We start from the raw sequence: 24,922 nt of genomic DNA, 5'->3' as shown, positions 1-24,922 counted from the left end.
ATGCGCCACCATGCGAACTCGTCATCACTGCTTAGAGTCGGTTCCGCAGGATCATACGCGATGACGATCTCGTGAACGTGACCAGGCAAAGCCTGAGCGAGCGATTTCCGTGCTGCACAAAGCTGATCGCGAATCGCGGCCGATTTTGGCGAGAGCAGGCACCTGGCAAGATCCGTCGCCTGCATGATTCGCTCGACGGCCCCGGCAGGCGGAAAACTTTTTCGGCGGGCGAGGTCGATCACCGTCTCGACCAGCCAAAACCGCACCCGAAATTCAGCATGCGTTTGAAGGTAGGCGCTGCCAAGCGACTCAATGCGGATGCCGTCTCCACCAGCATCATCCGCGAGCTGGGAAAAACGCTGACGAAGCCGCGCCAGGTAAGCCATCACCTGTCGGCGAAAATGCTCGCGCTCAGCGTCGTCGTGCAGATGCCAACCGGACGCGTAACAATCCGTTTCGATCATCATCGCTCGGTGGTTTCGGGCAGCTCCAACTGCAGTTCCGGGGCCTCGCTCAGCACATACAGACAGCGCAGGGCGGTGTAGTATTCTGCGATCATTTTCCACCGCGCCGCGAAGCGCTGGCCAAGATCGTCGAGCGGCTGTCCGGCGAGATAGTTCATTAAGGCGCGTCCCGGCGAAGGTTGATGGAGATGAGTCGCGATGAGCAACGCGCCGTCTCCTTTGGGCAAGACCCAAAGGTTTACAGCTTCCTCCGGTGCCGCGGCTCGGAAACGCTCAAGCAGCGGGCTCAGGCGGGTGAACGTGTCGCCGGCCACACCGACGCCAGGCACGCCATGAAAGTACTGTCGCTGAACGCGGTAATAGTAGCTCTTCGCCTGCTCAATGGTTTTGATTTGGGCGATTTCCGATGCATCGAGATTTGGTATTACGCGGTTCATAGGTAAGGCTATTGGGAGTCTTTCTCCGAATTTGAACGCGGAGTGGCATTTTCTTTCGGCAGGATCTGGTTCGCAGGCTCGGGCATGACCTGGCTGTGGTAGCGAGCGACAAATGCATCGAGCGGGAAGACCTCCGCCAAAGCCGCGCGAAGCTCGGTGCAGATCCGGACATGCCCATTCATCGCTTCATCTGCGGCTCGTGCGATTCGCACGCACAAGGGCTGAATCAAACGCGAGTGAAGAAGGTGATAAGTCATCCCGAGGTTGATCGCAACTTCACCCATCGGCTCTTCGCTAAACGCGAGCGCGAAGTAGGCGTTATACAAACTTTCGTCAGTAATGAGCGAATCAAGAGCCTCCGTGAGGGCACAACGCAGGTGGCCTTCCCATCGATCCACCGGCCGCTTTGCAGCGATTTTTTCGCGGTCTTCATCAATGATGGGACGCGTGGACCAGGACCAACGCAGACCGCGGGCAACGCCATGCGCCACCATCGGCGTAAGGCGCCGCGCAAGGTAAGCCTCGTAACCCCAAGTCACGACATCGTCGCCGATGATCGTGCCGACCTCATAGCCCGGCGCGAGTTCGGCCCAGAACGTAAGAACCATGCCTGCGACATCGGGCAACAACTGGCGCAGACTGTTTGGATCCACCTTCAGATCGGCGAGCGCCGCACGGACTTGGCGATCGACGTAAAGTCCGGAAAGCCGCGTGTCGCTGAGCGCGAGGCGGGCCAGCGGCGGTTCCCAGGATTCGATCGGATAGCGGAAAAGCTTGTTGGTTTCCTTGCAGGCCGCATGAAAACCCGCGGAGTCGGCGAGCGCAGCGACGTCGGTGGTGCCCGGGAATAGGTTCAGCGCGGTATCCACCATTCGCGGCGTCCAATGCAGATGCGCGTTTGCCGCGAGCAGCGTTTGCCATGTGATGTCGCGATCATGAAGCCGCTGAGCCGCGGTAGGCGTATGGTTTATCATACGCGAGATACCGAAAGCCCTCAGCCATCAGCTTTGGGAGTGAGTCACCACCTCGTCTCGGCAGGGGCGAAAATGCAGCCTCTCTATCAACCAGCAAATAAACTCGGCGCGTGAATACGTTCCTCGAACTCCTGTCCGCCCGATTTTGGTCTGTTGCGAGTGCTTCGCCTTGAAACCAGAATTCACTTCAGGTCCAGCGACGGGAAGTCACCGCGACCATGCGTCCGAGCACGTAGGAGATGCTGAAGGTCGCCTCCCACAGGAAAGACCGGCTCGGGGCACTCCCCCCACTTGCCCATCCTCCACATCCCGAGCCGGTTTTCCAACCACGCACGCATTTCAACATAGCTCGGTGGACAAAGGCTGTCTGACCCTTCGGGAATTTCCTTGTCCGCGGACGAATGCACCATTCACAGTTCCTACATGGCGCGTCTGAAATCTGCCGTCCGCATCTCCCAGTCCACTCAGTTCTCGCGTCCCCCTTTGGAGCGGATGATGCGACTGCACCAACGGCTCATTGCCGGCGATTTCCCAAACTGCCGGAAACTGGCTGACGAACTGGAGGTATCCACGAAAACCATCCAGCGGGACATCGACTTCATGCGCGACCGCCTTGGATTGCCGATCGAATACGATCAGCTTCACTTCGGCTTCATCTACACCGAGACGGTCACCCATTTTCCCAGTGTGGAGGTTTCAGAGGGTGAAATCGTCGCGCTCTTCGTGGCCCAAAAGGCTCTTGAGCAGTATCGGGGCACATCGTTTGAGAAGCCTTTGCGAACCGCGTTCGGGAAAATCACCGAAGGACTCAAGGACCGCATAGGGTTCCAGTGGGGCGACGTGGATTCGGCGATTTCGTTCCGCGGGATCGGCACGAGTGTCGCAGACCTTGAACTTTTCGAGACGGTCAGCCGGGCGGTCCTCGACTCGCACGAAGTGGAGTTTGAATACAAAAAGCTCGGCAGCTCCAGACACGAAACACGGCGGGTCCAGCCTTACCATCTCGGGTGTGTGGAAAATCAGTGGTATCTGTTCGGCTTCGATTTGGTCCGCAGGCAGATTCGGACATTTGCCCTGCCCCGGATGCGCAAGTTGCGGGACACGCGGAGCGGATTCCGGCGCCCGGCCGATTTTTCGATCACGCAGCACTTGAGCGACAGTTTTGGGGTTTTCAGAGGAAAGGCCCGGCATCGCGTGCTCATCCACTTCGATGCGTTCGCGGCCCGGCTCGTCAGCGAGCGCCAGTGGCACCCGACGCAAAAGATTAAGCGACTCGCCGACGGCGAAATCGAACTGAGCATGACGCTCGGAAGTCTGGAGGAGGTTGAGCGCTGGATTCTGAGTTGGGGCGAGCACGCTTCCGTCCTTGAGCCGGCAGCAATGATTCGACGAATCCGGGAAGTGGCGGAGACCTTGGGGAGGCGCTACGCAAAATGATTCTGGGGTAGGACCGCGGATGTCCCCCCGCGCGTGCTATCGTTCGAGGATATGAAAACCGATTGTCATCTCGATTACGAAACGGTGCTCTCTGGACGCGCGGAAGCGGTGCATCTCGCGTTGGTGTTCCGGGCAGAAAAGCAGGCATCCGCTCGCCAGACACCTTTCGCGTTCGGGCTGGTGATCGACAACAGCGGGTCGATGGCCGGTAAGCCTCTCGAATACGCCAAATCGGCAGCGGCCATGGTGCTCAAGAATCTGCGAGAAGACGACCGCTTCGGGCTCGTTGTCTTCTCCGATTCTGCGCGCACCGTCATTCCGCTCCAAGTCGCCACCGACAAAGCGCGCCTCCAGGCGGCCATCGCCGACATTCGCGACGAAGGCTCCACGAATCTTACGGCTGGCTGGATGCTCGGGCGCGACGAAGTGGCAAAGGCACCGGCTGATGTTCCGCGGAAGCTCCTGCTGCTCACGGACGGGCATCTGAATCAAGGCATCATCGAACCGGCGCAGGTCCGGCAAATTGTCGGCAGCGGTCTGGAGAAGGAGCGCATCCGCACCAGTTGCCTCGGCTTTGGCGACGGCTACAACGAGGACCTGCTGGATCAACTCGCGAAGGCTGCCTCCGGTGCCATGCACGATGCCGCGTCGCCGGAGAAATTTCCCGGCATCTTCCGCCAGGAACTTGAATCGCTCCTCGCGCTCAGCGCGCAGAATTTGCGCGTGCGGGTGCGGAAGCTCCACTATTGCAGCGGCCTCGCTCTGCTCAGCGACTACCCGATCGTCGCTCTTCCGGAGGGAGGCGTCGAAATCATGGTGGGCGATCTGGTCAGTGAGGAGCAGCGCGTTCTTGTACTCGCGCTCGAAGTTCTTCCGATCCCGCCCCTCGCTGACGGCACGCCGGCCGCATCGATCGAGGGTGAGGCGCTGCTCGACGTGGAACTCGCCTACGACGAGATCACCGAAGCGGGAATTACCTCCCGAACGGAGCAGCGCACCATTCGTCTGTCCGCCGTGCAAAACGCCGCCGACGTGCGGATCAACGAGCAGGTCGTCGAATGGGTGGCCGCGCAGGAAGTCGGGCGGGCGATTGCCGAGGCCATCGCCGAGCGCGACCGCGGTGATGTGGATGCCGTGCGCCGCCGGTTGAAGGAGTTGAGGGAACGACTCGCCCGCTACGGCTGCGCGGACAGCATCAAGAAGGCGCTGGAGAACCTCGCCGAATTTGAGGCCGCGAGCGAGCAGTGGGGATCGCGTGCCCGGAAGATGAGCCGCTCGTTTTCCACCCGGTCGCGGAAGACCAGTTCCTATTACGAGAGCCAATTCGGCGACGAGCCACCGATCAAAAAGCCCGAGGATGAAGACCCTGCAACGTGACCCGTGGATGGGCGGGGCTTTTAGTCCTGCCCGGAGACAATGCATGATCGTCTCCACTCGCCTGCCCGATCGTCACCGCCGATGAAAAGGCGCTCCGGCCAACTCGTCTTTTCGCCAAGCGATCTCATCACCTACCTCGCGTCGCCATTCGCGTCGTGGATGGATCGCTACCGCTTGGAGAATCCCGATGCGGTCACGCCGGACGAAGCGACCCAGGACCAAAAGCTCATCGCTGCGACCGGCGACGAACATGAACAAACGGTGCTGGGGGAACTGAAGACTGCGGTGGCGGGTTTGGTCGAGATTCCAAAGACCGATCCCGAAGTGGCTCGGACGCAGACGGTCTCAGCCCTCAACGCGAAGGCTCCCATCATCTACCAAGCGGCGCTGGAAAGTGGGCGTTTTGCTGGCTTCGCCGATTTTCTCACGCTCGACGCGGCGGGGCGGTATCAGGTGTGGGATACGAAACTCGCGCGCTCGCCCAAGCCGTATTACGCCGTTCAGCTCTGCTGCTATTCAGAAATGCTCGCCGCGGTGGTGGGCACGCCGATGCCGGAAACATTTGGGATCATCCTCGGCACCAAGGAAAAGGTGGAGTTCCGCGTGGAGGACTTCCTCCACTACTACTGCCGGATCAAGGCGAGCTTCCTCGCCATGCAGGATGGCTTCACCGGGAATATGGCCGATCGCCCGGAGCCGCTTCCACGTGCGGACCACGGCCGCTGGGCGTCCCATGCTGAAAAGTTCTTCACGGGAGCAGACCACCTCGTGCAGGTCGCCGGGATCAGCGTTGGTCAGATTAAAAAGCTCAAAGGCGCTGGCATTGCCACCATGGCCCACCTCGCCGCCGCCTCGGGAAAATCCATCCCCAAACTCGCGAGCGAGTCGCTGGAAAAACTCGTCGCCCAGGCCCGGGTCCAGTGCCAGACGCGTGCGGAGCGGATCGCGAAACCTGATGCCCCGCCGTGTTACGAGATTCTGCCACACATCGGCGCGAATGGTGAGCCCGTGGGGCTCGCCGCTCTGCCGCCGGATCATCCCGCGGATGTCTTCTTCGACATGGAAGGCTACCCGTTGGTGGCGGGCGGGCTGGAATACCTCTTCGGCGCCAGCACGAGGAACGGGCAGCCCGACTCATTCGATTTCCACGACTGGTGGGCGCACGACCGTGACGGAGAAAAGCGCGCCTTCGAGGGCTTCGTGGACTGGGTGTACCGGCGCTGGCAGAGCGCGCCCGGAATGCACATTTACCATTACGCCGCCTACGAGGTCAGCGCGGTGCGGCGGTTGAGCACCCGCCACGACACCCGCCAGGATGAGGTGGATCAGCTCCTCCGAAATGAGGTGTTCGTCGATCTCTACCAAATCGTCAGCCACGGCCTGCGCGTCGGCGAGGGCAGCTATTCCATCAAGACGGTCGAACGCCTTTACCGGCCGAAGCGCGCCACCGACGTAGCCACAGCCGCTGAGTCTATCGTCCAATACGCCCGATGGATCGAGAGCAAGCAGCCGCGGGATTGGAGAACGAGCGGCATCCTCAAGGGCATCCGCGACTACAACGAGGACGACTGCAAATCCACGGCCGAGCTGTTGCAGTGGCTTCGGAAAGCCGCCGGAGAAAAAGGGATCGCGGCGGCGCATGCCGTTTCGACCGCGGCCCCATCGGCGCCACCGGTATTGTCGCCCGAGATCGTCGCCCGGCTGAAGACAGCGGAAAACCTTCGTCAGCAGGGCGACGCCGTCTCGGTGGTGCTCGCGGATCTGATCGACTTTCACCGCCGTGAAGAAAAACCCATGTGGTGGCGGATGTTCGACCGCGCCGTGGCGACACCGGACGTTCTCCGCGACGACGCCGGCTGCATCGAGGGCGTGCACGCTGTCGGCTTTCCCTCGGTCGACAGGCAATCGCTCATTCAGAAATTCCGATTCGATCCCGCGCAGGAGTGCAAGCTAACCGCCGGAGACAGGTCGCGCGTAATGTTCACCTACAATCTGGAGAAGGTTTCCTTGTCCGCGTTGCATGCATCCGCGGGTGAGCTTTCGCTCAAGATCAGCAAGAGAGGATTGGACGAGAAATTCGGAGGAGCTTTCCCTCAATATGGGTCGCTCCTCCCGGACGAGTATGTCTCATCCGGGTCGATTCAGACCGCGCTGACCGAAGTCGCCGCCCGGCACTTGTCAGGCAACCTCCACGCACCAGTCGCCGCGCTTTTGAATCGGGTGCCTCCCGCGACGCAGCTCCAAAATGTCGGTGAGACGTCAACGCAGGCCGGCATCCGCGTGACCGGCGCGATGTCCGGCGGATGCCTCGTGGTGCAGGGGCCGCCGGGCACCGGGAAGACCTACACAGCTTCACGGGTCATCGCCTCGCTCCTCGCCGCCGGTCGATCAGTTGGCGTCGCGTCCAACAGCCACAAGGCGGTGGTCAATCTTCTCGCCGCGTGCGGCGCAGCAGCGCGCGAAATCGGCGGCGATGTCCGGGGCATCAAGGTCGGTGGTGATGCCGGAGATCCGCTATTTTCCACCAATCCCGGCCTGCGGCACATCGCGGACAACACTGCCGGGCGTGGTGCTTACAATGGAGGCATCGTCGGCGGAACCGCGTGGCTCTTCACCCGGCCCGAGTGGGAAGGCGTGCTCGATTTCCTGTTCATCGATGAAGCCGGGCAGGTCTCGTTGGCCAATGCCGTGGCGATGTCCCGGTGCGCGCGGAATCTCGTGCTCCTCGGCGACCAGATGCAGCTCGAACAGCCTATTCAAGGCTCGCATCCCGGCGATGCCGGACTTTCCGCGCTGCAATACGCGCTCAAGGACACCGCCGCCAGTCGGCCGGATGCGCCGGTGCTGCACGCCGTCGTGCCCGCCGACTACGGTCTTTTCCTCGGCGAAACGCGGCGGATGCACCCGTCGGTTTGCCGCTTCATCTCCGGGAGCATTTACGAAGGGCGCCTCGGTTCCCATGCCGACTGCGCCCGGCAAAAGATCGTGATCCCGCCGAACGCCAACGGATTCATCACCCGCGAAAGCGGCATCGTCTTCAGCGGCATCGAGCACGATGGCAACATCCAGCGGAGTGACGAGGAGGTCGAGCGCGTGAAGGCCATCTATCACGAGCTGCTCGGCCGTCCCTACACCGCCAAGGATGGGACGACGAAGCCGCTCGCCTTGGAGGACTTCCTGTTCATCGCCCCTTACAACGCCCAAGTCCGCGCTCTTCAGGCCGCGCTTCCCACCGACGCCCGCGTCGGGAGCGTGGACAAATTTCAAGGACTCGAAGCCCCGGTCTGCATCCTCTCGCTCTGCTCCAGCTACGGCGAATACGGCTCCCGCGGCCTCGCCTTCATCCTCGATCGCAACCGCATCAATGTCGCCGTCTCCCGCGCCAAATGCCTGGCCGTGGTCGTCGCCGATCCCCGCATCGCCGGCGCCACCGTCGGTTCGCTGGAGGAAATGCGCCTGATCAATCTGCTCTGCAAGCTGGCGGCCATCTCCGCCGTGCCATAAGGACGCTGCGGAAAATCTTCCACCTCCAAGAATATGTCGTCAATGAACTGGCCCCAACTGCTGTCCGATCACCGAATGGCCCGGGCAAATCCGATGAAGCGACAAGCCCATCGGCTACCTTGGCAGACTGACTACGACCGGATCACCTTCAGCTCCGCGTTTCGTCGCTTGCAGGATAAAACTCAGGTCTTTCCACTTTCATCCAGTGACTACGTTCGGACTCGGCTGACCCACAGCATGGAGGCGGCGACCGTCGCCAAGTCCCTTGGAGGTATGGTCGGCGTTTATCTAAAAGATAAAGGACTTCCCGAGGACATTCATCCGCTGGAGGTGGGAATGATCGTGTCTGCCGCCGCTCTGGCTCACGACATCGGAAACCCTCCGTTTGGTCATTCAGGGGAAGACGCGATCCAGACCTGGTTCAAAAAATCGAAAAGCGTTGAGACTCATTGTGAGTCAATGACGCCGCGGCAGCGGGCAGACTTTGAGCGATTCGAGGGCAATGCTCAGGGCTTCCGCATCCTCACGCGTCTCCAGATGTATAAAGAAGAGGGCGGAATGCAGCTCACCGCGGCAACTCTGGGAGCGTTTTCCAAGTATCCGGTCCAAGTTCGGCTGGAAAGCGAACCGGACTCAAAGGATGTAAACGTCAAGAAGTTCGGTTTTTTCCAATCCGAACAAGGTCGCTTCGATGAGCTGGCGCACCAACTTGGGCTTCTTTCCATCGGCGGTGATCGCGGGGGTTGGTGCCGGCATCCACTGGCCTATTTAGTCGAGGCAGCGGACGATATTTGTTACCGTATCGTTGATTTCGAGGATGGCTTTCAACAGGGGCTGATCGACTTGGATACAGCAGTGGAATACCTCGCTGTCATCGGTGATAGGGATAAGAATTTGCAGCGGGTTGCTAAGGAGGCTTCAAAGCGCGACAAGATTAACGTGTTGCGCTCCATTGCCATCAGCAATGCAATCGACGAAGCAGCGCGAGTCTTCATTGAAGAACTTCCCAAGATAATGAACGGCGAGTTCAGAGACGACTTGATGTCGAAGACGGCCTGCCATTCTGCGTTTGAGAAAATCAAAGAGATTCAAGTAACGGAGATCTACAAGAACCAACGTGTGCTGCGTGTTGAAGCCGCAGGATTCACGGTGATCGGTGGTTTGCTGGAAGCATTTTTCGGCGCGGTCTCCGAGGTCGCCGCCGCGATCGAGAAAACCGGATCCTCGAAGAATGCGCCAAAGGAATGCAAAAAGCTTTGCGACCTGATTCCCCGAGAATTCCTTGGCCCCGGTGAACTGCCGCTGATTGATCCCTATCCTCGGTTGCTGGGTATTACCGACTACGTATGTGGAATGACCGACTCATTCGCGCTCGATCTCTTCAGGCACATTTCGGGAATCTCTTTGCCTTAACTTTGGTCCCAAGTCCGTCAGATCCCGTCGGCGTTCCTAACCTAGAATCGCCCGCTGCTGCTTCTGGGTGAGATGCTCAAGGAGGCCAAGGGCCAGCGCGAGCTTGGGTAAGCCCTCGGCGTAACCAATTTCAATGGTGCAGGCGGGCTCGTCCGCCTCGGGCTCCTCATCCTCCTCGCCGGGCAGCGTCTCAAATTCGAGCACGGCCACAGTGACCGGGAATTGTATCCCGCCGTATAAAATTGTGGCCGGGCCGTCTCTGAGTTTGGTGTCGGAATCGGCCGAAATCGTCGCCTCGGCAACATGCCACGTGTTGTCTTCCTGAAAGCCCTCGTCGGGCCGCAAAGACACTTCGGACAGGTTGGCGGTCACGTCGCCTTGGCGGAGGGCAAAAAATCTAGCCATGGGCGAAATCGTAAAACCAAGAGCTGATCGAAGGCCAGTAAATCGGGCGGCTCCAAGTTGTCAGCGCCCGCATTTCCCAAACTTCGCGGCCATTTTTGCAGCTTTTGATTCACATCGTGTCAAACGCTCGGCGTCTCTTCCTCGATTTCGAGGATGTCATGGCTTTGTCGCCGAACCATTACCTCGTGTTGAACCATGAGCACTACGAGTTGCTCCCCGTTCATGAGCGCGATTGGGACCGCGTCCGCGCGTGTGGCCTCCTCGCGCGCGCCTTTGCCGAAATTACTCGTCGTGATGATGAGTCCTCGCTCGTGGGCGCCCAGGCTGCCGCGAACATCTCGAACGTCGGGGCTTCGCACATTTCGTGTCGCCCACTTCTTGACCTGCACGGCCATCTTCAATCGGATCGATTCACCAACGGCCAAAGTCCCCCGCACGTCGATGCCGCGATCACCGGAAAATTGCGTTACCTTTAGCTCCTCAAAGCCAATTTTTGCTAAAAGCTCGGAGATGAAATGCTCAAACTCTTCAGCCTTCATCTTGATCAAGCCCTGGAGCAGTCTGCCGCGAACTTTCTTGTTATGCTGCTCGATGTCGAAGGTGAGGCCGTGACCCATCCACGCGCTCAGACTGACCAAGCCTCTACCGTGCTGCACGAATCGCGGCTGCTCGCCGCGCGCGCGATAGCGTCGGATCTCTGTGAGAATCTGCGCATACATTGTCGCCTCGGGAGTTTGGCCCTTGGTGTCCAGTAGTCCGAGACTGAGCGCGATTTGCGTGATCTCGCGATAGTGCATCGGCTCTTTCTTCGTGCGCTCGGACAGAATTTTCTCGGCGGCCTGCGTGAAGGACAACTTCTTCTGCCCTTCGAGTTTCGGTTTCCGCGGCGCGGATCCCTTCGGGCTCCGTGCAGGCATCCCATTCAGCGCGAACGTCTCCGGCCCTTGTTGCACAAAACGAGCGGCGGCCCCGCGCGTGCGGATATGAGAGTAAAGCTGCGCACCCATGGTCGCCCAAGGCGTCTTCCCGTTGGACTGCCAATACTTGCGATCCAAGGCGAGGCGACAAATCTCACGACATTTCATTGCGGATCCCTCTTCACGGAGAACGCGCTCGGCAGCAGATAGAGCGCTCATTGGCCGCACGGCACGTCTTGCTTCAATTGCATGGAGAGTGATTTCCTCATTCAGGCGTCTGTTTAGCTTTGCATGGGAGGAACGGGGCGACGACGCAAAACCTACCGCTTCACGTCGGACAACCGCGGTCCTACGCCGAGCAGGGTATTCGATCAGATCGAAGTGCCGAGCAGGATCTGATTTTGCTCGCAGGCGATGAGCCGTTTGGCCTCACCGAGCCGGGCAATGAGCGCGCTCGCGTCGCCCGTTCCTGGCGCGGCGCGGGTGACGTTTTTCAGCAGCGCATTCGCCCACGCCTTGTAATCGGTGAGACACGCATCGTAAGCCGTCCGGGCGGACTGGCGCAGGTGGTCGCCAAGCCTGAAGCGTTCAAGCCGGTAGGCCGCCTGGCTCTCGACGAGCACGGCCTTCGGCACGAAATCGAGCGTGGCGTGAAAGAAGTCGAGCGCGAGGGCCTGATGTGCCGGGCTGAGGTGATCGAAGAGCCGGCAGAGATTACCCAGAAAGGCCATCGTTTCGTGCCGCTGGCCGGCAAGTCGCGACAGTGAGTGGGCGATCAGATCGCGATTCTCCGCGACTAGCTCGGGGCTGGCGATGAGTTCGCGCGTGGCTTCGACGGCTGCGAAATACGATGAAGCCTTGCTGGCGTAGAATAGGAGGTTCTGCCCGCGCAATTCGCCTTCAAGGCGTTCGATCTTCGATTCCAATTCGCGCAGTTTGCTGGCGAGGTACGCCGTGCTGAGCACGACGGCGCCCACGGTGACGGCGGTGGAGAGCGCGATGGCCGTCTGGAGCACGGCGGTGGACTGCTGCACCACGTTGGTGAGCGATTGCACCTGGTGCGCGACCTGCGCGAGATCCCCGGTCTGACTGAGGGTCACAGTCCGAAACGGGATGTGTTTCAAGATTTCGTAAGACTTCGAGTCGCGCGCGACGCCATCGATGATGCGCGCCTTCCCGGAAGCAAGGGCGTCCGCGATCTCCTGCGGAACCTTGCTCCAATCGATGGTGAAGAGATCGGCGGAGGTCACAGTTGATCGCCATTCATTTGCTTCTGCCGCAGATAGGCAACGTAGATGACGGCCGGTACGGTGACGCGAAATGCCGGGCCGCTAAGCATCGGTACCGCGAGAATCCCGGAAATGGCGATGCCAATCGGGCCGCCGATCAGACCGAGGAACCGCATCAGGCCGGCGTTCGCCACAAGACTCAGCCCGCGACCGAGAACAAAGTTCGAGACGGCATTCGCCGCAATGGCCGCAACTTGAAAAGCTGCGAAGCCCCCCATCGCAATGCTCGCCTGCAAGGCCGCGAGGATTGCTGCCGGTGTCGCGCTCGCCGGATTGAACTTCCCGTCCGCAAACATTCCTGCCGCGGACTTCACGAACTCGGCGCGCTGTTCCTCAGTCATTTTTTCCAAGGAAGATTCGAGCACCTTGATCAGCACCCGGCTCTCGACCACCGAAAGCTCTTCACCATCACGAATCTCGACTTTCAGATGCTTGCACACGTCCTTGAGAATCTCCCAATAAATCACTCCCTGTCCGCCTCGGAACACCGAGACAACGGTGTCGCCGCCAAAGCGTTGAAGCTCCGCCGCGATGATTTGCCACGCTTTGGTTAGATCGTGCTTGTTGCCGGTGAAGTGAGGCTCGGCTGAGAGCTGCTCCGTGAGGCGTTTCTCGCCTTTTTCCGTCATCAGAATGTCTGCGAGATCCTTCAAATCCGCGTGGGCGCAGAATTGGAGAAATGCGAGGCCAGCGTCGTCGCGGTAGCGGAGTGAAAACATGTCCGTGGAAATCAGTTTGGGACGACCACCTTGTTGATCGCGGCTACGTCGGCTTCAGTGTCGCGAACCATATCCCAGAAGGCGGTGGCCAGCGGTTCGAGCACGCCCGCGGGATCATCGGCGAACACGCAGAGGAAATTTTCCGGTGACGGGAATTGCTGGACGTAGCGACCGCAAACGTATGCGGGAGCCCAAAACTCCCAACGATCAGCCACGAGACGCTCCTTCAATTTACGGAGCGGCGCCCGTTCGTAGCGCGGATCGCTCGCCGGCACACCCCGCGCCCAGCGAAGCCCCACGTAGAGATCGTAATGATCGGCGAAGTTTTCGTGCTCCACCGTGAACGCAAGGTGCTGATCTCGTGCGGCGGCGGCCTTGGGGATCGCACCGAGCCAGGCATATTCTCCGTTCATCGCGCCTGACTTTCTAAAAACGAACTCGTCTGCACCTCGTCCATTGGGCCGTGTGTCGTTGATGGCGTCCTGCACGCGCGTCCAGAACTTCTCGAATAGTTCACGCCGGAGCTGGACAGCATAATTGCCGATTTCAAGGGCGAGCGAGAGGTTTTCCTTGCGGGCAAGATAGTCGAGGATTTGGCGGTCAAAGATCTGTGACATGGCTCAGGAGGTGGTGGTGATCTCAAGGTATTGTTCGAGGGAATACTGGAGACGTGGCGAGTGGATGATCGGGAGCGCGTCGCGCAGGAGGGCGCAAATATCTTCGCGGTAGGTGAGGTTGATGTAGGGAGGAAGAGGTTTGCCCTTTGCCACCGGCACACGCGATTGCGGCGTTAAATAGACGAGGTGCTGAAAATCGAACTGCGCCTGCTGCGCCTGCATGTGGTCCCAATACCGCGACAATTGATCGTCCTGATCGGCGGCGCCGATTTTGTTCTCGATCACAATCTCGCAGCGCAGCGGATGGCTCCAGAGATGAATGTCGAGATTTCCGGAGTCGGTGACCTGCTCCTGACGCACGAACCACCTCCCGCCGACGATCGAGGCGGGCAGTCGCGCTTGCTTTAGAGCAAGGCGTTCAAGAAAAAGCCGTAGAAACAGGTCGCCTTGAGCGTGCGTCCCGGCGGGGTTAAGGAGATTTGCCAGAAACGGCGAGTGGGTGATGAGTTCTTTCCGTTGGAGCCGGAGAATGCGGAAGACATTGAAGTCCGGCGCGCTGGCGGCGACCCGCTGAGCTGCCGTCACACGCAAAGGCTGCAACTCGACGGTGAGTCGCTGGAACTCCCGCTCGAAACTTGCGAAGCCGGCGGCGCCAAGCCCCTGCCGAAACTCACGGTAGTCCGCGAACCACCATCCAATCTCCCCGCGCTGAGACATTTTCGGGTTCATGACGCCACCTGTCGTGTCACATCGGCCTCAGAACAGCAATGCGTACTGCAATTCTCGGCATCGTGAAATATCGAGGGGTGGCGCGCGGCGACGTGTTTGAGAATGATGTCATTGTGCCATTTTACCAAGCAGGTAGGACAAATACGGTCTGACGCCGGGGCAGTCTCACCGTTGGAACCTCAAATTTTCCAATCTCACCGCCGGTATTTCGGCGCGGGAGCCACGTCGGCAGCGGACATGAGCGACGCTGAGGCTGTGGCTACATCCTGACTCTCGACCGTGACCAAAACGCGGGCCGTGATTTCGAGCGTCACCTGACCGGTTTCGGAGATCCAAACAGCAGCGATGTCCTCGGGCATGAGCGCGCGGCGACTACTGAGACATTCCTCGTGAACCGGATCATCGGAGAAAAATCCGTCGCGCGGATCACGCTCCAGCGTAAATCCGTCCATGCGGATTACCACCGGGAGATTCGGGAGCTTTTCGAGGCGTTGCATCAGCGTTTGGGTGGTCATCATAGTATCGGAGATACTATCATGACTTATCGAATCATAAGGGGAGCCGTTGCAGCTATTATACGAAAACCATTAGGGACATCGCGTTTCAATGCTTAGTTGGAAAAAACCTGAATCTCAGCGTGGCCGTGTTCGTCGATTGGGTTGACCCCAGTCCCGTCGCTGGTGCATCCTCAGGACCCAATGCTTGTGTGACCTGACTGTCAAAACACAGCTCGGAATTGGCTATCCGGGCGGAGGCTGGTCAAAGGGCAGCTTGAAGTAATCCATGACCGCCTTCGTGCGTTGGTAGATCGCCATTTCTGGTGCATGCGCCCAATCGAACATCCCATTCATATGGAGGAGTCTGCCATAGACGAAACGCCCCACCTCCATGTTGGTGTACATTACCAAGGTGGTTCGTTCACCCTGCTTTTTAACACCGGATACTCTATTGAGGCAGCATAGCGTCATCGCCAACAAACAGTCCGTCCTTAGATCACAAAAATACAGCCAGTAGGGCCAATCCATCGCCAGTTTCCGGTAAAACGCTCGCACTTTCGGGTTTGCGTAGATGTCGCGAGGGTCACCGCTGTAGCCTTCCACCGTGAAGTTGAAACGCCCCATAAGCGCTCCTAGTTTCGCTCCTCTGGGCAAAGCATTCAGTCCGTAAGTATCCAAAAACGGATCGAGATTGAGGGTCTCTATCTGCTCGCGCGGCAACACGAGAATTATGGGCGCGCCTGCTTCCACTTCAGAGCCCCTCCCCCAAAAAGCTGAGTTTGAGGCCAAGGACGGGCAGGTGAACCTCCGCTCCCTCTTTGTCTCCGCGATTGCGCGTCCGCGCAAGGGTCGTCCGGGTCTGGCGTTCGGGCATCCGTCGCGTCGGCTGCGAAGGTAAGGAACGGGCGGGCAGCGACGATTCCTGCGGGGCGGAGGCGTCTGTGTCGTAGGTGGCAGTGCCGGCAATTTCCCGCAGTGAAGCAGTCAGTTTGTTTCCTTCCGCCCAAACAAGCCCGAAGAGTTGAATGCGGAACGCCTCCGACTCGCGATGTAAAACGAGAATTGCATTCTCCAACCTACGCCACCGGAGTAGATTTGTCGTTCCGATAAACTCTCTGATTTTCAGTAGGCGGGCCGCTTACGCGGATTCCCCATTCCCCGTTCATCGATTGAGCGCCGCGGATCCGAGAGAAACTGCCGCACTTCGACCCCAAAATCGGCGAAACGAAGGACGTGCGCGGGTAGATGCGGCAAGCGCAACCCGCGGTGCCCTCAGAACCTCTAATCTAGCGAGTTTGCGACGCTTCGAGCAGACCAGCCTTTTCGTCGAGGGACACGAGGTAATAGGGAGCAAGACTCGAAACATGGGCGGATCCTGCGAACGAAAGAACCAGGAGTTGGTTGACGCCAAGGCTCGACCGGCACAAAGCAGTGAGACGACGATGCCGTAGCAGGTGAGGTCGGAGTGAAGCCAATCCAGCATGTGACGCGACTCGCTTGAAGACATTGTACAGCGTATCCGCACTTACCCGCTGACGGCGGGCTCCCGCCCACGGATATTGGGGGTTGCGGCGTCGAAGCCAAGCGAGAAACGCGGCACTTCTTCCCAATGGCAATTGGCGCTCTCCCGTCTTGCCATGCACGACGACTGAGCCAGCCCGCCAGTCAATTGAATCCCAGTCGATGTTCGATTCGCTGCGCCGAACCCCGGTCTGTTCCAGAAAGTGAAGCCATACGCGGAAAGTATAGGATGTTTCCGCCGGCAAGATCTGCTTGGCTGCGATGAGAAGGCGACGGAACTCTTGGTCGCTGATTGGTCGAGGAGATGGTCGCGACGCAGCGGGGAGCCGGGTTGGAGTCCCCATATCAACGGTCTCGTCAAGAACGGCGCCACAAAACTCCACCCATCGGCGGCAGGCGTAGCCCGTAAGTCTTTTCATGGGGCGCGAAGCATCCCACTTCAGCCAGACCTCTGACGGTCGCATGTTTGGTTTTTCCATCAGAACTGCAGTCCACCGATAGATTGCTCTCGTGTAGTTCCTGCTCGTTACTATGCTTGCTCCCGTCTCATCAAGCCACTCCCGAAAACTGGAGACATGGCTATCAATCCAGCGTGTGTTAATGGGGGTTAATACACGTTCGGCGGATCCACTAAAATGTGGTGCTTCAGATGCTGTCCTCAAAGAGGAAGTTTGCGGGGTGGTGGCTTTCATGCCCGAGATACCCGCTCCCTGACCGATCGAAGCGCATTTGGCACTCCTCGGCTCAGGCAAGAATTGGATTCGGCATCCGCCTTACTGCGAAGGTGCCTACCAACGGGTGCGGCACCGGCACTCGGAGGAGCGAGACCCGCAGCGGGAACAGTGCGGGTGCCCCGCGCCGACGATCATCCGCAGTCCCATGACGACCATACCCAAGGCTAAAAGCGGCCCAAGAAGGCTGGCGACGGTTTGACCGAGAGCGCCGGCTATCGGGTCACCGGGAAACAAGCAAACGAGGAGGAAGAACCCGAGCAACCATTTCAACGGAGTGGGCACGCGGTGGAAGAATACCGCCGCCAGACCTGCTAGGATGATTAACGCGGTGAGTTCCGGCTCGAAGGCTAGCGCTGCGAGGCATGGATGGTTCATCCCTACGTTCAAGGTGCCGGACGTCGGCGTTTCCGGCTTTCCGAGCGAAATATCCAGGTAAGACGGAATGCGCGCCCTTCGGCGACTTGGTGCTCCTGCCCATGTATTCCAAGTCCTGCACGCTCCACGAACATCCAGCTCTCCCGGCGGAGGATCACGAAAAGGAACCCAGCCACCACTTTTCGTTTGGACTGAGAGGAGTCTTGCCTCTGCCAGAGGCCGTAGAGAGGCACGAATACACGCGCATGGGGCCGCGGCTTGTCCACGCTGTCGCGACCGCGCTCCCCATGGGCCGGCGCATTGTCTTTGGACATCATCGGACGACGACTGGAGAGATCGAATGGATGCTCGAAGGATCGGTCGGTGCGGACGGTGCGTCACTTGCCGCGACGTTGAGCAGCGCGCTCGCAGCCGCAGGTAGCTGTTTCAGTTTCGAGCCGACACAGCCGGTTTGTGAATCATGGAGAAACTCGGTGCGGCTGCGTCCCCGGGCGGTTCAGCTCGAAGTCGCACAAAATACCCATATCGGCTTCCACGCTGTCGCTGAGCCGCAATCAGCGGTGAATATCCACCTCCCAAGCTCAATCGTGCGTCGCGCACCGGCGTTCTCGTCCATCGGCGCGCTACTCCAATCGACACAGAGCACGGTTTCGGCGCGTGTCGGCATGCTGCGCATCGAATTGTCGGAGCGGCAAAGCAGTGGGCTGCGCGCGGCGATGCGCCGCCTCACGTCGTCGTCGGCACCCGCGGATCAAGTCGTTGCCGCCTGGATGGAAGAATGGATGCGGGTGCCTCGCGGTTGGCAACTCGATTGCGTCTTGTCGTCCGCGGAACCCTTGCCGGAATCCTTTCTCCAGCTTTTCGGTGGAGAAGTTTTCGGTCAGGACGTGGAAATTCTCGGGGCGGACGAACCGCTGCACCCGGAATCGCTGGATCTTTCTTCCTGCTTCCATGTGGGGAAACCGCTCCCGCGTCTCTTCCCCGTCGAAGTGCTGTTGGCGTCGCTTCGCCAGCCGCGCAGCTACAATCGCGCGCTGCCGCGCCTGCCGGAGAGCGGAATGCAGATCGGTGAAGTCGAGTGCCAGGGCATCACGCATCCACTCCGTCTGCCGTGGGAGGCTCGCGACCGCCACATCTGGACGGTGGGGGCGACGGGGACGGGGAAGAGCAGTCTGCTGCTTCGCCTCATTCGCCAGGACATCGAGGCGGGCGAAGGTGTCGCGCTGATTGATCCGCACGGCGATTTGTTCGAGCAAGTTCTCGCATCAATTCCGCGCAAGCGCGTGAAGGACGTGGTGTTGCTCGAACCAGGGCGCGGCGCGCGCGTGCCTGGATTGAACTTTCTCGAAGTGACCAGCGGGCCGCTTCGCGAATTGCAGCGCAATTTCGTGGTGAACGAGCTTTTTGGGATCTTCGATCAGCTTTGGGATATGCGCGAGTGCGGCGGGCCGATGTTCCAGACCTACTTTCGGAACGCGGTGCTCCTCTTGATGGAAGGCGGAGGCCCTGACGCGACTCTCACCGAACTCCCGCTCGTGTTTGAGGATCGCGCCTTTCGCGAGCGTCTCAAAGCCCGTTGCCGCGATCCGCTTGTGGCGAGCTTCTGGACAAACCAGGCCGAAAAGGCTGGTGGCGAATCGTCGCTGAGCAACATCGCGCCGTACATTACCAGCAAACTGAACGTCTTCACGCACAGCAGCGTGTTGCGCCCGATCATCGGCCAGGCGCGCTCGACCCTCGATTTCCGGCGGATGCTTTCCAAACGGAGCATTTTTCTCGTGAACCTCGCGAAGGGCCTCATCGGGGACGCCGAGGCGCGGTTGCTCGGGATGCTGCTGCTGGGCCGCATTTTTGCCGCCGGCATGGAGCGCGCAACATTGCCGCCCAGCCGACGCACGCCTTTCTCCGTTTACGTGGACGAAACGCAGAATTTTCTCACCAACACGCTCGCCACCATGCTCGCCGAGGCGCGCAAGTTTGGTCTGCGACTCACGCTCGCCAATCAGAACCTCGCCCAGCTCGCCGGCCACGGCCGGCACGACCTGCTGCAAGCGTTGCTCGGCAACGTCGGCACTCTCGCATTCTTTCGTCTCGGCCCGATGGACGCCCGCAGCATGGAACTCTACACGCGGCCATTGTTCGATGAATTCGCGCTTCAACGTTTGCCGAATTTTCACGCCGTCGGCCGCATTCTCACCGCTCACGGGCCGTTGGAGCCGTTGGTTTTCAGGACGCTGCCTCCAGAGGCCCCGACTCAGGAAAGAATCGCGATCGAAGTTCGGCGGCGGCAGGGGCGATTCACCCGTTCGGTAGCCGCCGTCCAAAAGGAGATTCGTGCCCGGCGAACTCCAACCGGCCCCGAAGTGAAAAAATCTCCGCAATCTTCATCGTGAACGCGGAAAACCCAAAACCCGGCGGCTTGTCAAAGGCATGACGCAAAACATTTTTCAAAAACTGACAACCGCGCAGGCGAGGTTGGGGGGCCGGGGACGACAGAGGATCAGCGGCAGCCTGCGCGAAGTTACTTTCATCTCAGTCCCAATCAACAGGATCCGTCCTCACCTCCAGCCATGACACTGGATCAATGGTATGATCTTGGTCATCGCGATGGACTGAACGGCAACTTTAGTCCGCCGCACGACGGATTCTTCAAAGGTGCCTTCGGCGGCTTTTCCGATCGCGAGATCAACGAGCGGCGGGCCTACAAGCATGGCTACGAAGCCGGGAAGAAGGCGCGCAGCCGGAGGCGTTGATCGAACGATGAATCTACGCTGCCACACCTGCGGCATCTTGGTGCAGACCCAGCCACCACGCCGGTCGGATTGTCCCGGATGCGGCGCTTTACTGCCCGTCCCACAAGCGCCGCGCACCGTCGCACGACCTCCGCGCGCGGAGCTGGCTGCCCGCAGGCCGTGGCAGCCTGCTCCGCAACGCTCGAATAGCCCCGGGACGATTCTGCGCGCACCGACCCCAAACCTTCCGGCGCCCACTGCCGATGGCCGTGTGCTGGTCGTTGAAGCCCCGTTCCACGAAACGCCGGATTTCGATCCATGCCGGGCACTGACCCGTGCGCTTTGGATGCTGATGCTCGTGGCCGCGCCGTTTGCGATCGGGTGGACGGTGCTCGTCACCGTCGGCGGATTTTCCGCTTTGCTCGTCATCGCCGCTTGCGTGTGGTTCGTTTTCTGGTTCGCGCCTTCCAATCTTATCTCCGCCCTCCGCTTTTTCGCGGTGATGCGGGGATCGCATCACCGCGACGCTGAACAGGTGCCCGTGCGATACTTTCGTTTGCGCCAGCCGGACGAAAGCGAGGTCGTGGCGCGAATGAAGGGCGTGCTCGACCGCGGCAACATCGGCGCTGGCGATCGGCTGGCCTGCTACGGGACATGGCGCGGTGGCGTGCTTTTCGTGCAGCGCGCTTTCAATCACACCGCGCTTTCGTGGGTGGAGGTGCGGCGGTTTCCGTGGCCCATCGCGCTGGGAGTCACGCTCGTGGTGTTGTTCATCGGCGGCGCGTGGTTGCTCGCCGCTTCGCACTCTTTTCTCCATACACTCAATGCCAACCTGGACTCCGCTACCCTCCGCTATTGAAGTCGGCCTCGGCAACGCCTTGAGCCGCCTCCAAGGTGATCCTCCCGCCATGGCCTCGGCCACCTCGGGACTCGCCGGCCTTTCGCTCTTCCGGCTGAAAATGCTTACGAGTGATGCGGGCAATCCCACGGACTTCGCCCGCAAGGCCGAGGTTCTCGCGCAAGGGATGCGCGCCACCGGCGGGCGATGGATGTTCATTGTTCGTGGGGCCGCCGGACAGGTGGAGGTTCTTTATGGTCTCGGTGGTGACCACACCGCTGCGGCGGCAAGACTCAACAGCGCGTGGCCGCGTTCTGAAATCCACCAACACCCGGCTCCCGACGTAATCGGGAACGCACTGCGCGGGTTGACCTGTCAGACGGCGATGTCGGGTTGCCCGGCGACAAACTCGCGCGCTGGATTGGATCGGCTCGTTCGGACGCTGCGCGGACGGAGCTGGGCGTGGCTGGTGGCTGCTGAGCCGTGCGCCGAGGACGATCTCGAACGCCAAATCGCGTGGCTGGCCCGCGAAGAGCGGGAAGTCCGGTCCGAGTTCATGCGGCCCGGCACCATCGAGGCGGAGAACAACCCCGCGGCGAAAACTTACATCGAATCGCTTCAAGCCACGCGCGAGTATCGCGAGAAAATGGCCGCGCAAGGCGGATGGGTCGTGCGGGCGCGACTGTTCGCAGAGAGCGCGGATGCGCTGGCTTCGGGCACGGACGCATTACACGGGGCGTTTGCACGGCCCGATGCCGCGCCGCAGCCATTCCGAGTTTGGAATGACCCGAGGGGGACGTTTCCTGTTACCTGTCTCAGTTCGGCAGAGCTGGCCGCACTCACGCGCCCGCCATCGGAAGATGCCCCTGGCTACATCGTGCGCGAGCGCCCGCGCTTTTCCATCGCACCGCCGGAGAGCACGCAGACCGAGACAGTCGCGGTCGGCACGATTCTCGACGGTGCTCAGCGGACGGACACTTGGTTTAATGTCGGTCGTGATGAGTTTTGCCGGCACGTCTTCGTCGGCGGAACAACCGGCAGCGGCAAGTCCACGACCTGCGCGGGGCTACTGCTCCAGATCTGCCTTGAGCATGGCATCCCATTTCTCGTCATCGAGCCGGGGATGAACCCCGGCTATGCAGAGATGCTGGCCCAGCGAATCCCCGATCTGCGTGTGCTCGCGGTTGCGCCCGACGCGACTCGACGCGCTGCGGCTGGCCGTTTGCCCGCCATGCCGTTGCATCTTCACCCGCTCGCAATTTCCGCAGGTGTTCCTCTCGGCGAACATCTCGATGGCCTCTACACGGTGCTGGCGTCCGCTTTCGCTCTACCAGCGCCGATGCCAAACGTGCTCCGCGAGGCGCTGCGCGTCGCGTTTCTCGCAGGCGAAGACGGCCGCCAGCGGGTGCCAACCTTCCGCGACGTAGCGGCTGCGGTGGATCGCGTGGTGCAAGTCTTCGGCTACACCGGCGAGGTGGCGGCAAACATCCGCGCCGGCCTGACGCTGCGACTCGCCAGCCTCGCCTTCGACACGCGCGGTTCGGTTTTTGCGCAAGGCGGAGACCTGTCCGCCGCGGAGCTTGTCTCGCGGCCGACCATCATCGAACTCGACGGCCTGGCTGACGAAGACGACAAGGCGCTCGTGCTGGGTGCGCTGCTGCTGCGCCTCGGCCATCATTGGCGCGGCCTTGGCCCAAACGGCGCACGCCTCCGTCACGTCACGCTCATCGAGGAAAGTCATTGTCTCCTGTCCGCCGTCGGCGAATCGCCCGACCGTGAAATCGCGAATCCGCGCGGACGCGCTGTGGCCATGTTCTGCCGGATGCTCGCCGAGCTGCGTGCCTTTGGCGCGGGCTTCATGATGGCCGAACAAATTCCGGCAAAGCTGGCACTCGACGTCATCAAGAATACCAATCTCAAGATCGCCCACCGTCTGCCGGCAAACGATGACCGCGATTTGCTCGGCGGCTCGATGGGGCTCGACGAAGCGCAACGCAACACGCTTGTCAGCCTCCAGCCGGGTGAAGCCGTGGCCTACTCCGCAGGCTGCACGAGCGCAGCGTTGCTGCGCGTTCCAAATCCATTCCGCCAAACTGCTCAATCATGACGACAGCCACCACTCCTCTCTGGCTGACCTGTAGTGACAAACATCATCCGCTTCTGATCACGAATGATGCCTTGCTCAACTCTGGGCTCCTGTGCCCCGGATGCAGGAGAACAGGAAGCCGCCTCAATCTCACATGCAGCACCAAATGCGATCGACAATTCAAGCCACTGCTCGACGGCGCAGGTCGGCACCTGACTGAGGTTGGAATCCGCTTCGGCTCGCTGTGGGCCAACGAACAGGGAACACACATTGCCCTGACTCCGAACGTGCGCAGCCGCCACACGTTCATCCTCACTGCGCCGAACGGAAACACAGGCGATCTAACTGATGCGCTGAAATGCTCTATTATCGCTTCATCCGGCTCTACAGCAGTGGAGGCGTATCTCGATCGACTGGCGGTCCAGGGCATAATGGTGCGCGCCGAAAAGGATTTATTCATGCCTTTGCTGATCGTGTTTCGAGAATTTCTTCGGGATGCGGGACTTCGCCTTTCCGAGGTCGAACTGCTGATGCCAAATCCGAACAATTTCCTTCCTGAACTCGCACTCTTTCAAAAGCGCATTCGTAAGATCGCGGCGAAGGCTTTTCACCCTGACAAACACAAAGGGTCGGTCGAATTTGTCCATTACTTGACGTCGGAGTTCTGGAATACGCTGCTCAAACCAACTGAGATCGCCCTTGGTGGCCGGATGAGAGGCCACGAAATTTTGATGGCTTACCCTGGTCTGGATTTAAGCGAGCCGTCTCCAATCGCTTGGCGCTATTCTAAATTCGTCGGTTGGACCCCGCCTGACGAAACCGCTCTGCGAAGGATTGTCGCTGAGTGGCGGCAGCGAGCCACCAACAATTTGCCTCCTTCCACATCAAATTCGTCCAGGCCATGAACGAAACGAAGGCGAGCCAGGACGAAACCCGCGAGGCGCCGCTGCCCGAGATCCGCACGATGTTCGGCGATGCGGACGAAGCCGCCATCCAGGACATCGAGAAACGCTACGGCGAACTCATCCCGCCGGATCGTCTCGCCGAGATGCGCGCTCATCCGACGGTATTCGAGACGGACGAAGAGTTTCGCACTCACTTTGATGAACGATTTGGTGAGCAACCCAAGGAGGGCACGCTCGGCTGGGCCACCGAACCATCCGAAGCCCCGCATGTCTCAACCGCCGAGGTGAGTTCAGTGCCCGAAATCGTCTATCACGAGCGGCTGCACCAAGCGGCTGACCGCGAAGCCGCTCAGGCCACGGGCAGTGCATGGCACGAAGGTCTGACGCAGGCACTCACCGAGCGCGCCACGGGAATTTCGCATGAAGGAGACGCCATCGCTCCCTACCCGGAAGGGACCGCCCGCGTGAAGAGCGTGGCGGAGGTCGCAGGATGGGACGCGCTCGAAAAGCTCTACTTCGCCGGAGACAAAACGGGACTATCGAGTGAGGCGGTCGAGCAAAAAGCGACGGAATAAAAAAACGAAAATTTCGGGCGGTTTGCCGGAATCCCGTTCCGCGGGCGTCTTGTGAAGGGTGTGATGAAAACCAAATCCACCAACTGCAAACCGACTACCAACTCCAACCACGAGGTCGTCCCGCCGGGAACTTTCCACGGCGACGCTGTGCCGCCGGGGACTTTCCACGGCGACGCAGTGCCACCGGGAACTTTCCACGGCGACGCCGTGCCGCCGGGAACCTTCCACGGCGACGCCGTGCCGCCGGGGACGTTCCACGGTGACGCCGTGCCACCGGGAACTTTCCACGGTGACGCCGTGCCGCCGGGAACCTTCCACGGCGACGCCGTGCCGCCGGGAACCTTCCACGGTGACGCCGTGCCGCCGGGAACTTTCCA

At 60.3% G+C, this 24,922-nt stretch carries 21 protein-coding genes and 1 pseudogene; 11 read left to right on the top strand and 11 right to left on the bottom strand.

Annotated elements, in window-relative coordinates:
• The 3 genes from ABJF10_RS13685 to ABJF10_RS13675 form a co-directional block, all read right to left on the bottom strand.
• Positions 1 to 467 (bottom strand): hypothetical protein (locus tag ABJF10_RS13685; protein ID WP_348545141.1); only part of this gene is annotated, 467 nt, incomplete at its 3' end.
• On the bottom strand, positions 464 to 901 hold the full coding sequence (locus ABJF10_RS13680) for a hypothetical protein (RefSeq protein ID WP_348545140.1): 438 nt from the start codon (positions 899 to 901) through the stop codon (positions 464 to 466). The genes ABJF10_RS13680 and ABJF10_RS13685, both read right to left, overlap by 4 nt.
• An 8-nt stretch (positions 902 to 909) precedes the next feature.
• Positions 910 to 1,875, bottom strand: a complete 966-nt coding sequence (locus tag ABJF10_RS13675; RefSeq protein ID WP_348545139.1) for a hypothetical protein — start codon at positions 1,873 to 1,875, stop codon at positions 910 to 912.
• Between the two features lie 492 nt (positions 1,876 to 2,367).
• On the opposite strand from ABJF10_RS13675, the gene ABJF10_RS13670 reads away from it, so the two are divergent.
• The 4 genes from ABJF10_RS13670 to ABJF10_RS13655 all read left to right on the top strand — a co-directional run bounded on the left by ABJF10_RS13670 (position 2,368) and on the right by ABJF10_RS13655 (position 9,606).
• Entirely contained in the window at positions 2,368 to 3,312 is a 945-nt protein-coding gene (locus ABJF10_RS13670; protein ID WP_348545138.1) for a WYL domain-containing transcriptional regulator, read from the top strand.
• A gap of 51 nt (positions 3,313 to 3,363) precedes the next feature.
• Positions 3,364 to 4,689: a VWA domain-containing protein gene (locus tag ABJF10_RS13665; RefSeq protein ID WP_348545137.1), complete on the top strand. Its 1,326-nt coding sequence runs from the start codon at positions 3,364 to 3,366 to the stop codon at positions 4,687 to 4,689.
• Between the two features lie 81 nt (positions 4,690 to 4,770).
• Positions 4,771 to 8,193, top strand: coding sequence for a TM0106 family RecB-like putative nuclease (locus ABJF10_RS13660; protein WP_348545136.1), 3,423 nt, complete (start codon positions 4,771 to 4,773; stop codon positions 8,191 to 8,193).
• Between the two features lie 42 nt (positions 8,194 to 8,235).
• Positions 8,236 to 9,606, top strand: coding sequence for a deoxyguanosinetriphosphate triphosphohydrolase (locus ABJF10_RS13655; protein WP_348545135.1), 1,371 nt, complete (start codon positions 8,236 to 8,238; stop codon positions 9,604 to 9,606).
• A 36-nt stretch (positions 9,607 to 9,642) separates the two neighbouring features.
• Here ABJF10_RS13655 and ABJF10_RS13650 read toward each other — a convergent pair whose 3' ends face one another.
• From ABJF10_RS13650 to ABJF10_RS13615, 8 genes are all read right to left on the bottom strand, one after another.
• Positions 9,643 to 9,978 carry a hypothetical protein gene (locus ABJF10_RS13650; protein ID WP_348545134.1) on the bottom strand — a complete coding sequence of 112 codons (336 nt, stop codon included), beginning with the start codon at positions 9,976 to 9,978 and terminating at the stop codon, positions 9,643 to 9,645.
• A 152-nt stretch (positions 9,979 to 10,130) separates the two neighbouring features.
• Positions 10,131 to 11,147: an HTH domain-containing protein gene (locus ABJF10_RS13645; RefSeq protein ID WP_348545142.1), complete on the bottom strand. Its 1,017-nt coding sequence runs from the start codon at positions 11,145 to 11,147 to the stop codon at positions 10,131 to 10,133.
• A gap of 152 nt (positions 11,148 to 11,299) precedes the next feature.
• Positions 11,300 to 12,178 carry a hypothetical protein gene (locus ABJF10_RS13640; RefSeq protein WP_348545133.1) on the bottom strand — a complete coding sequence of 293 codons (879 nt, stop codon included), beginning with the start codon at positions 12,176 to 12,178 and terminating at the stop codon, positions 11,300 to 11,302.
• On the bottom strand, positions 12,175 to 12,936 hold the full coding sequence (locus ABJF10_RS13635; protein ID WP_348545132.1) for a DUF3944 domain-containing protein: 762 nt from the start codon (positions 12,934 to 12,936) through the stop codon (positions 12,175 to 12,177). Before ABJF10_RS13635 ends, ABJF10_RS13640 begins: the two co-directional genes overlap by 4 nt.
• 11 nt (positions 12,937 to 12,947) lie before the next feature.
• Complete coding sequence (locus ABJF10_RS13630; protein ID WP_348545131.1) at positions 12,948 to 13,553, bottom strand: hypothetical protein; 606 nt, start codon at positions 13,551 to 13,553, stop codon at positions 12,948 to 12,950.
• 3 nt (positions 13,554 to 13,556) lie between these two features.
• The gene (locus tag ABJF10_RS13625; RefSeq protein WP_348545130.1) at positions 13,557 to 14,282 is read right to left on the bottom strand and encodes a PD-(D/E)XK nuclease family protein; all 726 of its coding nucleotides are present in this window, start codon (positions 14,280 to 14,282) and stop codon (positions 13,557 to 13,559) included.
• A gap of 194 nt (positions 14,283 to 14,476) precedes the next feature.
• Positions 14,477 to 14,800 carry a hypothetical protein gene (locus ABJF10_RS13620; protein ID WP_348545129.1) on the bottom strand — a complete coding sequence of 108 codons (324 nt, stop codon included), beginning with the start codon at positions 14,798 to 14,800 and terminating at the stop codon, positions 14,477 to 14,479.
• A gap of 222 nt (positions 14,801 to 15,022) precedes the next feature.
• On the bottom strand, positions 15,023 to 15,502 hold the full coding sequence (locus tag ABJF10_RS13615; RefSeq protein ID WP_348545128.1) for a hypothetical protein: 480 nt from the start codon (positions 15,500 to 15,502) through the stop codon (positions 15,023 to 15,025).
• 2,194 nt (positions 15,503 to 17,696) lie between these two features.
• On the opposite strand from ABJF10_RS13615, the gene ABJF10_RS13610 reads away from it, so the two are divergent.
• From ABJF10_RS13610 to ABJF10_RS13580, 7 genes and pseudogenes are all read left to right on the top strand, one after another.
• Positions 17,697 to 19,802: a type IV secretion system DNA-binding domain-containing protein gene (locus tag ABJF10_RS13610; protein WP_348545127.1), complete on the top strand. Its 2,106-nt coding sequence runs from the start codon at positions 17,697 to 17,699 to the stop codon at positions 19,800 to 19,802.
• Positions 19,803 to 19,979: 177 nt separating this feature from the next.
• Positions 19,980 to 20,162: a hypothetical protein gene (locus ABJF10_RS13605; RefSeq protein ID WP_348545126.1), complete on the top strand. Its 183-nt coding sequence runs from the start codon at positions 19,980 to 19,982 to the stop codon at positions 20,160 to 20,162.
• A gap of 250 nt (positions 20,163 to 20,412) precedes the next feature.
• On the top strand, positions 20,413 to 21,000 hold the full coding sequence (locus ABJF10_RS13600) for a hypothetical protein (protein ID WP_348545125.1): 588 nt from the start codon (positions 20,413 to 20,415) through the stop codon (positions 20,998 to 21,000).
• Positions 20,966 to 23,086: a hypothetical protein gene (locus tag ABJF10_RS13595; RefSeq protein WP_348545124.1), complete on the top strand. Its 2,121-nt coding sequence runs from the start codon at positions 20,966 to 20,968 to the stop codon at positions 23,084 to 23,086. The genes ABJF10_RS13600 and ABJF10_RS13595 overlap by 35 nt, the downstream gene beginning before the upstream one ends.
• Positions 23,083 to 23,970, top strand: coding sequence for a hypothetical protein (locus ABJF10_RS13590; protein WP_348545123.1), 888 nt, complete (start codon positions 23,083 to 23,085; stop codon positions 23,968 to 23,970). The genes ABJF10_RS13595 and ABJF10_RS13590 overlap by 4 nt, the downstream gene beginning before the upstream one ends.
• The gene (locus ABJF10_RS13585; RefSeq protein ID WP_348545122.1) at positions 23,967 to 24,545 is read left to right on the top strand and encodes a hypothetical protein; all 579 of its coding nucleotides are present in this window, start codon (positions 23,967 to 23,969) and stop codon (positions 24,543 to 24,545) included. The genes ABJF10_RS13590 and ABJF10_RS13585 overlap by 4 nt, the downstream gene beginning before the upstream one ends.
• A 63-nt stretch (positions 24,546 to 24,608) precedes the next feature.
• A pseudogene (locus tag ABJF10_RS13580) lies at positions 24,609 to 24,922 on the top strand (hypothetical protein); the annotation flags it as partial.

The organism is Chthoniobacter sp. (genome assembly GCF_040003245.1).
Taxonomy (GTDB): Bacteria; Verrucomicrobiota; Verrucomicrobiia; order Chthoniobacterales; family Chthoniobacteraceae; genus Chthoniobacter.
Note: the sequence above shows the minus strand (reverse complement) of the source record. Positions and strands in the feature narration are given on the sequence as shown.

Bases quoted from the DNA above. Each gene is read 5' to 3' on its own strand.
- ABJF10_RS13680 (WP_348545140.1), bottom strand. From the start codon at position 901: ATGAACCGCGTAATACCAAATCTCGATGCATCGGAAATCGCCCAAATC.
- ABJF10_RS13675 (WP_348545139.1), bottom strand. From the start codon at position 1,875: ATGATAAACCATACGCCTACCGCGGCTCAGCGGCTTCATGATCGCGAC.
- ABJF10_RS13670 (WP_348545138.1), top strand. From the start codon at position 2,368: ATGATGCGACTGCACCAACGGCTCATTGCCGGCGATTTCCCAAACTGC.
- ABJF10_RS13665 (WP_348545137.1), top strand. From the start codon at position 3,364: ATGAAAACCGATTGTCATCTCGATTACGAAACGGTGCTCTCTGGACGC.
- ABJF10_RS13660 (WP_348545136.1), top strand. From the start codon at position 4,771: ATGAAAAGGCGCTCCGGCCAACTCGTCTTTTCGCCAAGCGATCTCATC.
- ABJF10_RS13655 (WP_348545135.1), top strand. From the start codon at position 8,236: ATGAACTGGCCCCAACTGCTGTCCGATCACCGAATGGCCCGGGCAAAT.
- ABJF10_RS13645 (WP_348545142.1), bottom strand. From the start codon at position 11,147: ATGAGCGCTCTATCTGCTGCCGAGCGCGTTCTCCGTGAAGAGGGATCC.
- ABJF10_RS13635 (WP_348545132.1), bottom strand. From the start codon at position 12,936: ATGTTTTCACTCCGCTACCGCGACGACGCTGGCCTCGCATTTCTCCAA.
- ABJF10_RS13630 (WP_348545131.1), bottom strand. From the start codon at position 13,553: ATGTCACAGATCTTTGACCGCCAAATCCTCGACTATCTTGCCCGCAAG.
- ABJF10_RS13625 (WP_348545130.1), bottom strand. From the start codon at position 14,282: ATGAACCCGAAAATGTCTCAGCGCGGGGAGATTGGATGGTGGTTCGCG.
- ABJF10_RS13620 (WP_348545129.1), bottom strand. From the start codon at position 14,800: ATGATGACCACCCAAACGCTGATGCAACGCCTCGAAAAGCTCCCGAAT.
- ABJF10_RS13610 (WP_348545127.1), top strand. From the start codon at position 17,697: ATGGGCCGGCGCATTGTCTTTGGACATCATCGGACGACGACTGGAGAG.
- ABJF10_RS13605 (WP_348545126.1), top strand. From the start codon at position 19,980: ATGACACTGGATCAATGGTATGATCTTGGTCATCGCGATGGACTGAAC.
- ABJF10_RS13595 (WP_348545124.1), top strand. From the start codon at position 20,966: ATGCCAACCTGGACTCCGCTACCCTCCGCTATTGAAGTCGGCCTCGGC.
- ABJF10_RS13590 (WP_348545123.1), top strand. From the start codon at position 23,083: ATGACGACAGCCACCACTCCTCTCTGGCTGACCTGTAGTGACAAACAT.
- ABJF10_RS13585 (WP_348545122.1), top strand. From the start codon at position 23,967: ATGAACGAAACGAAGGCGAGCCAGGACGAAACCCGCGAGGCGCCGCTG.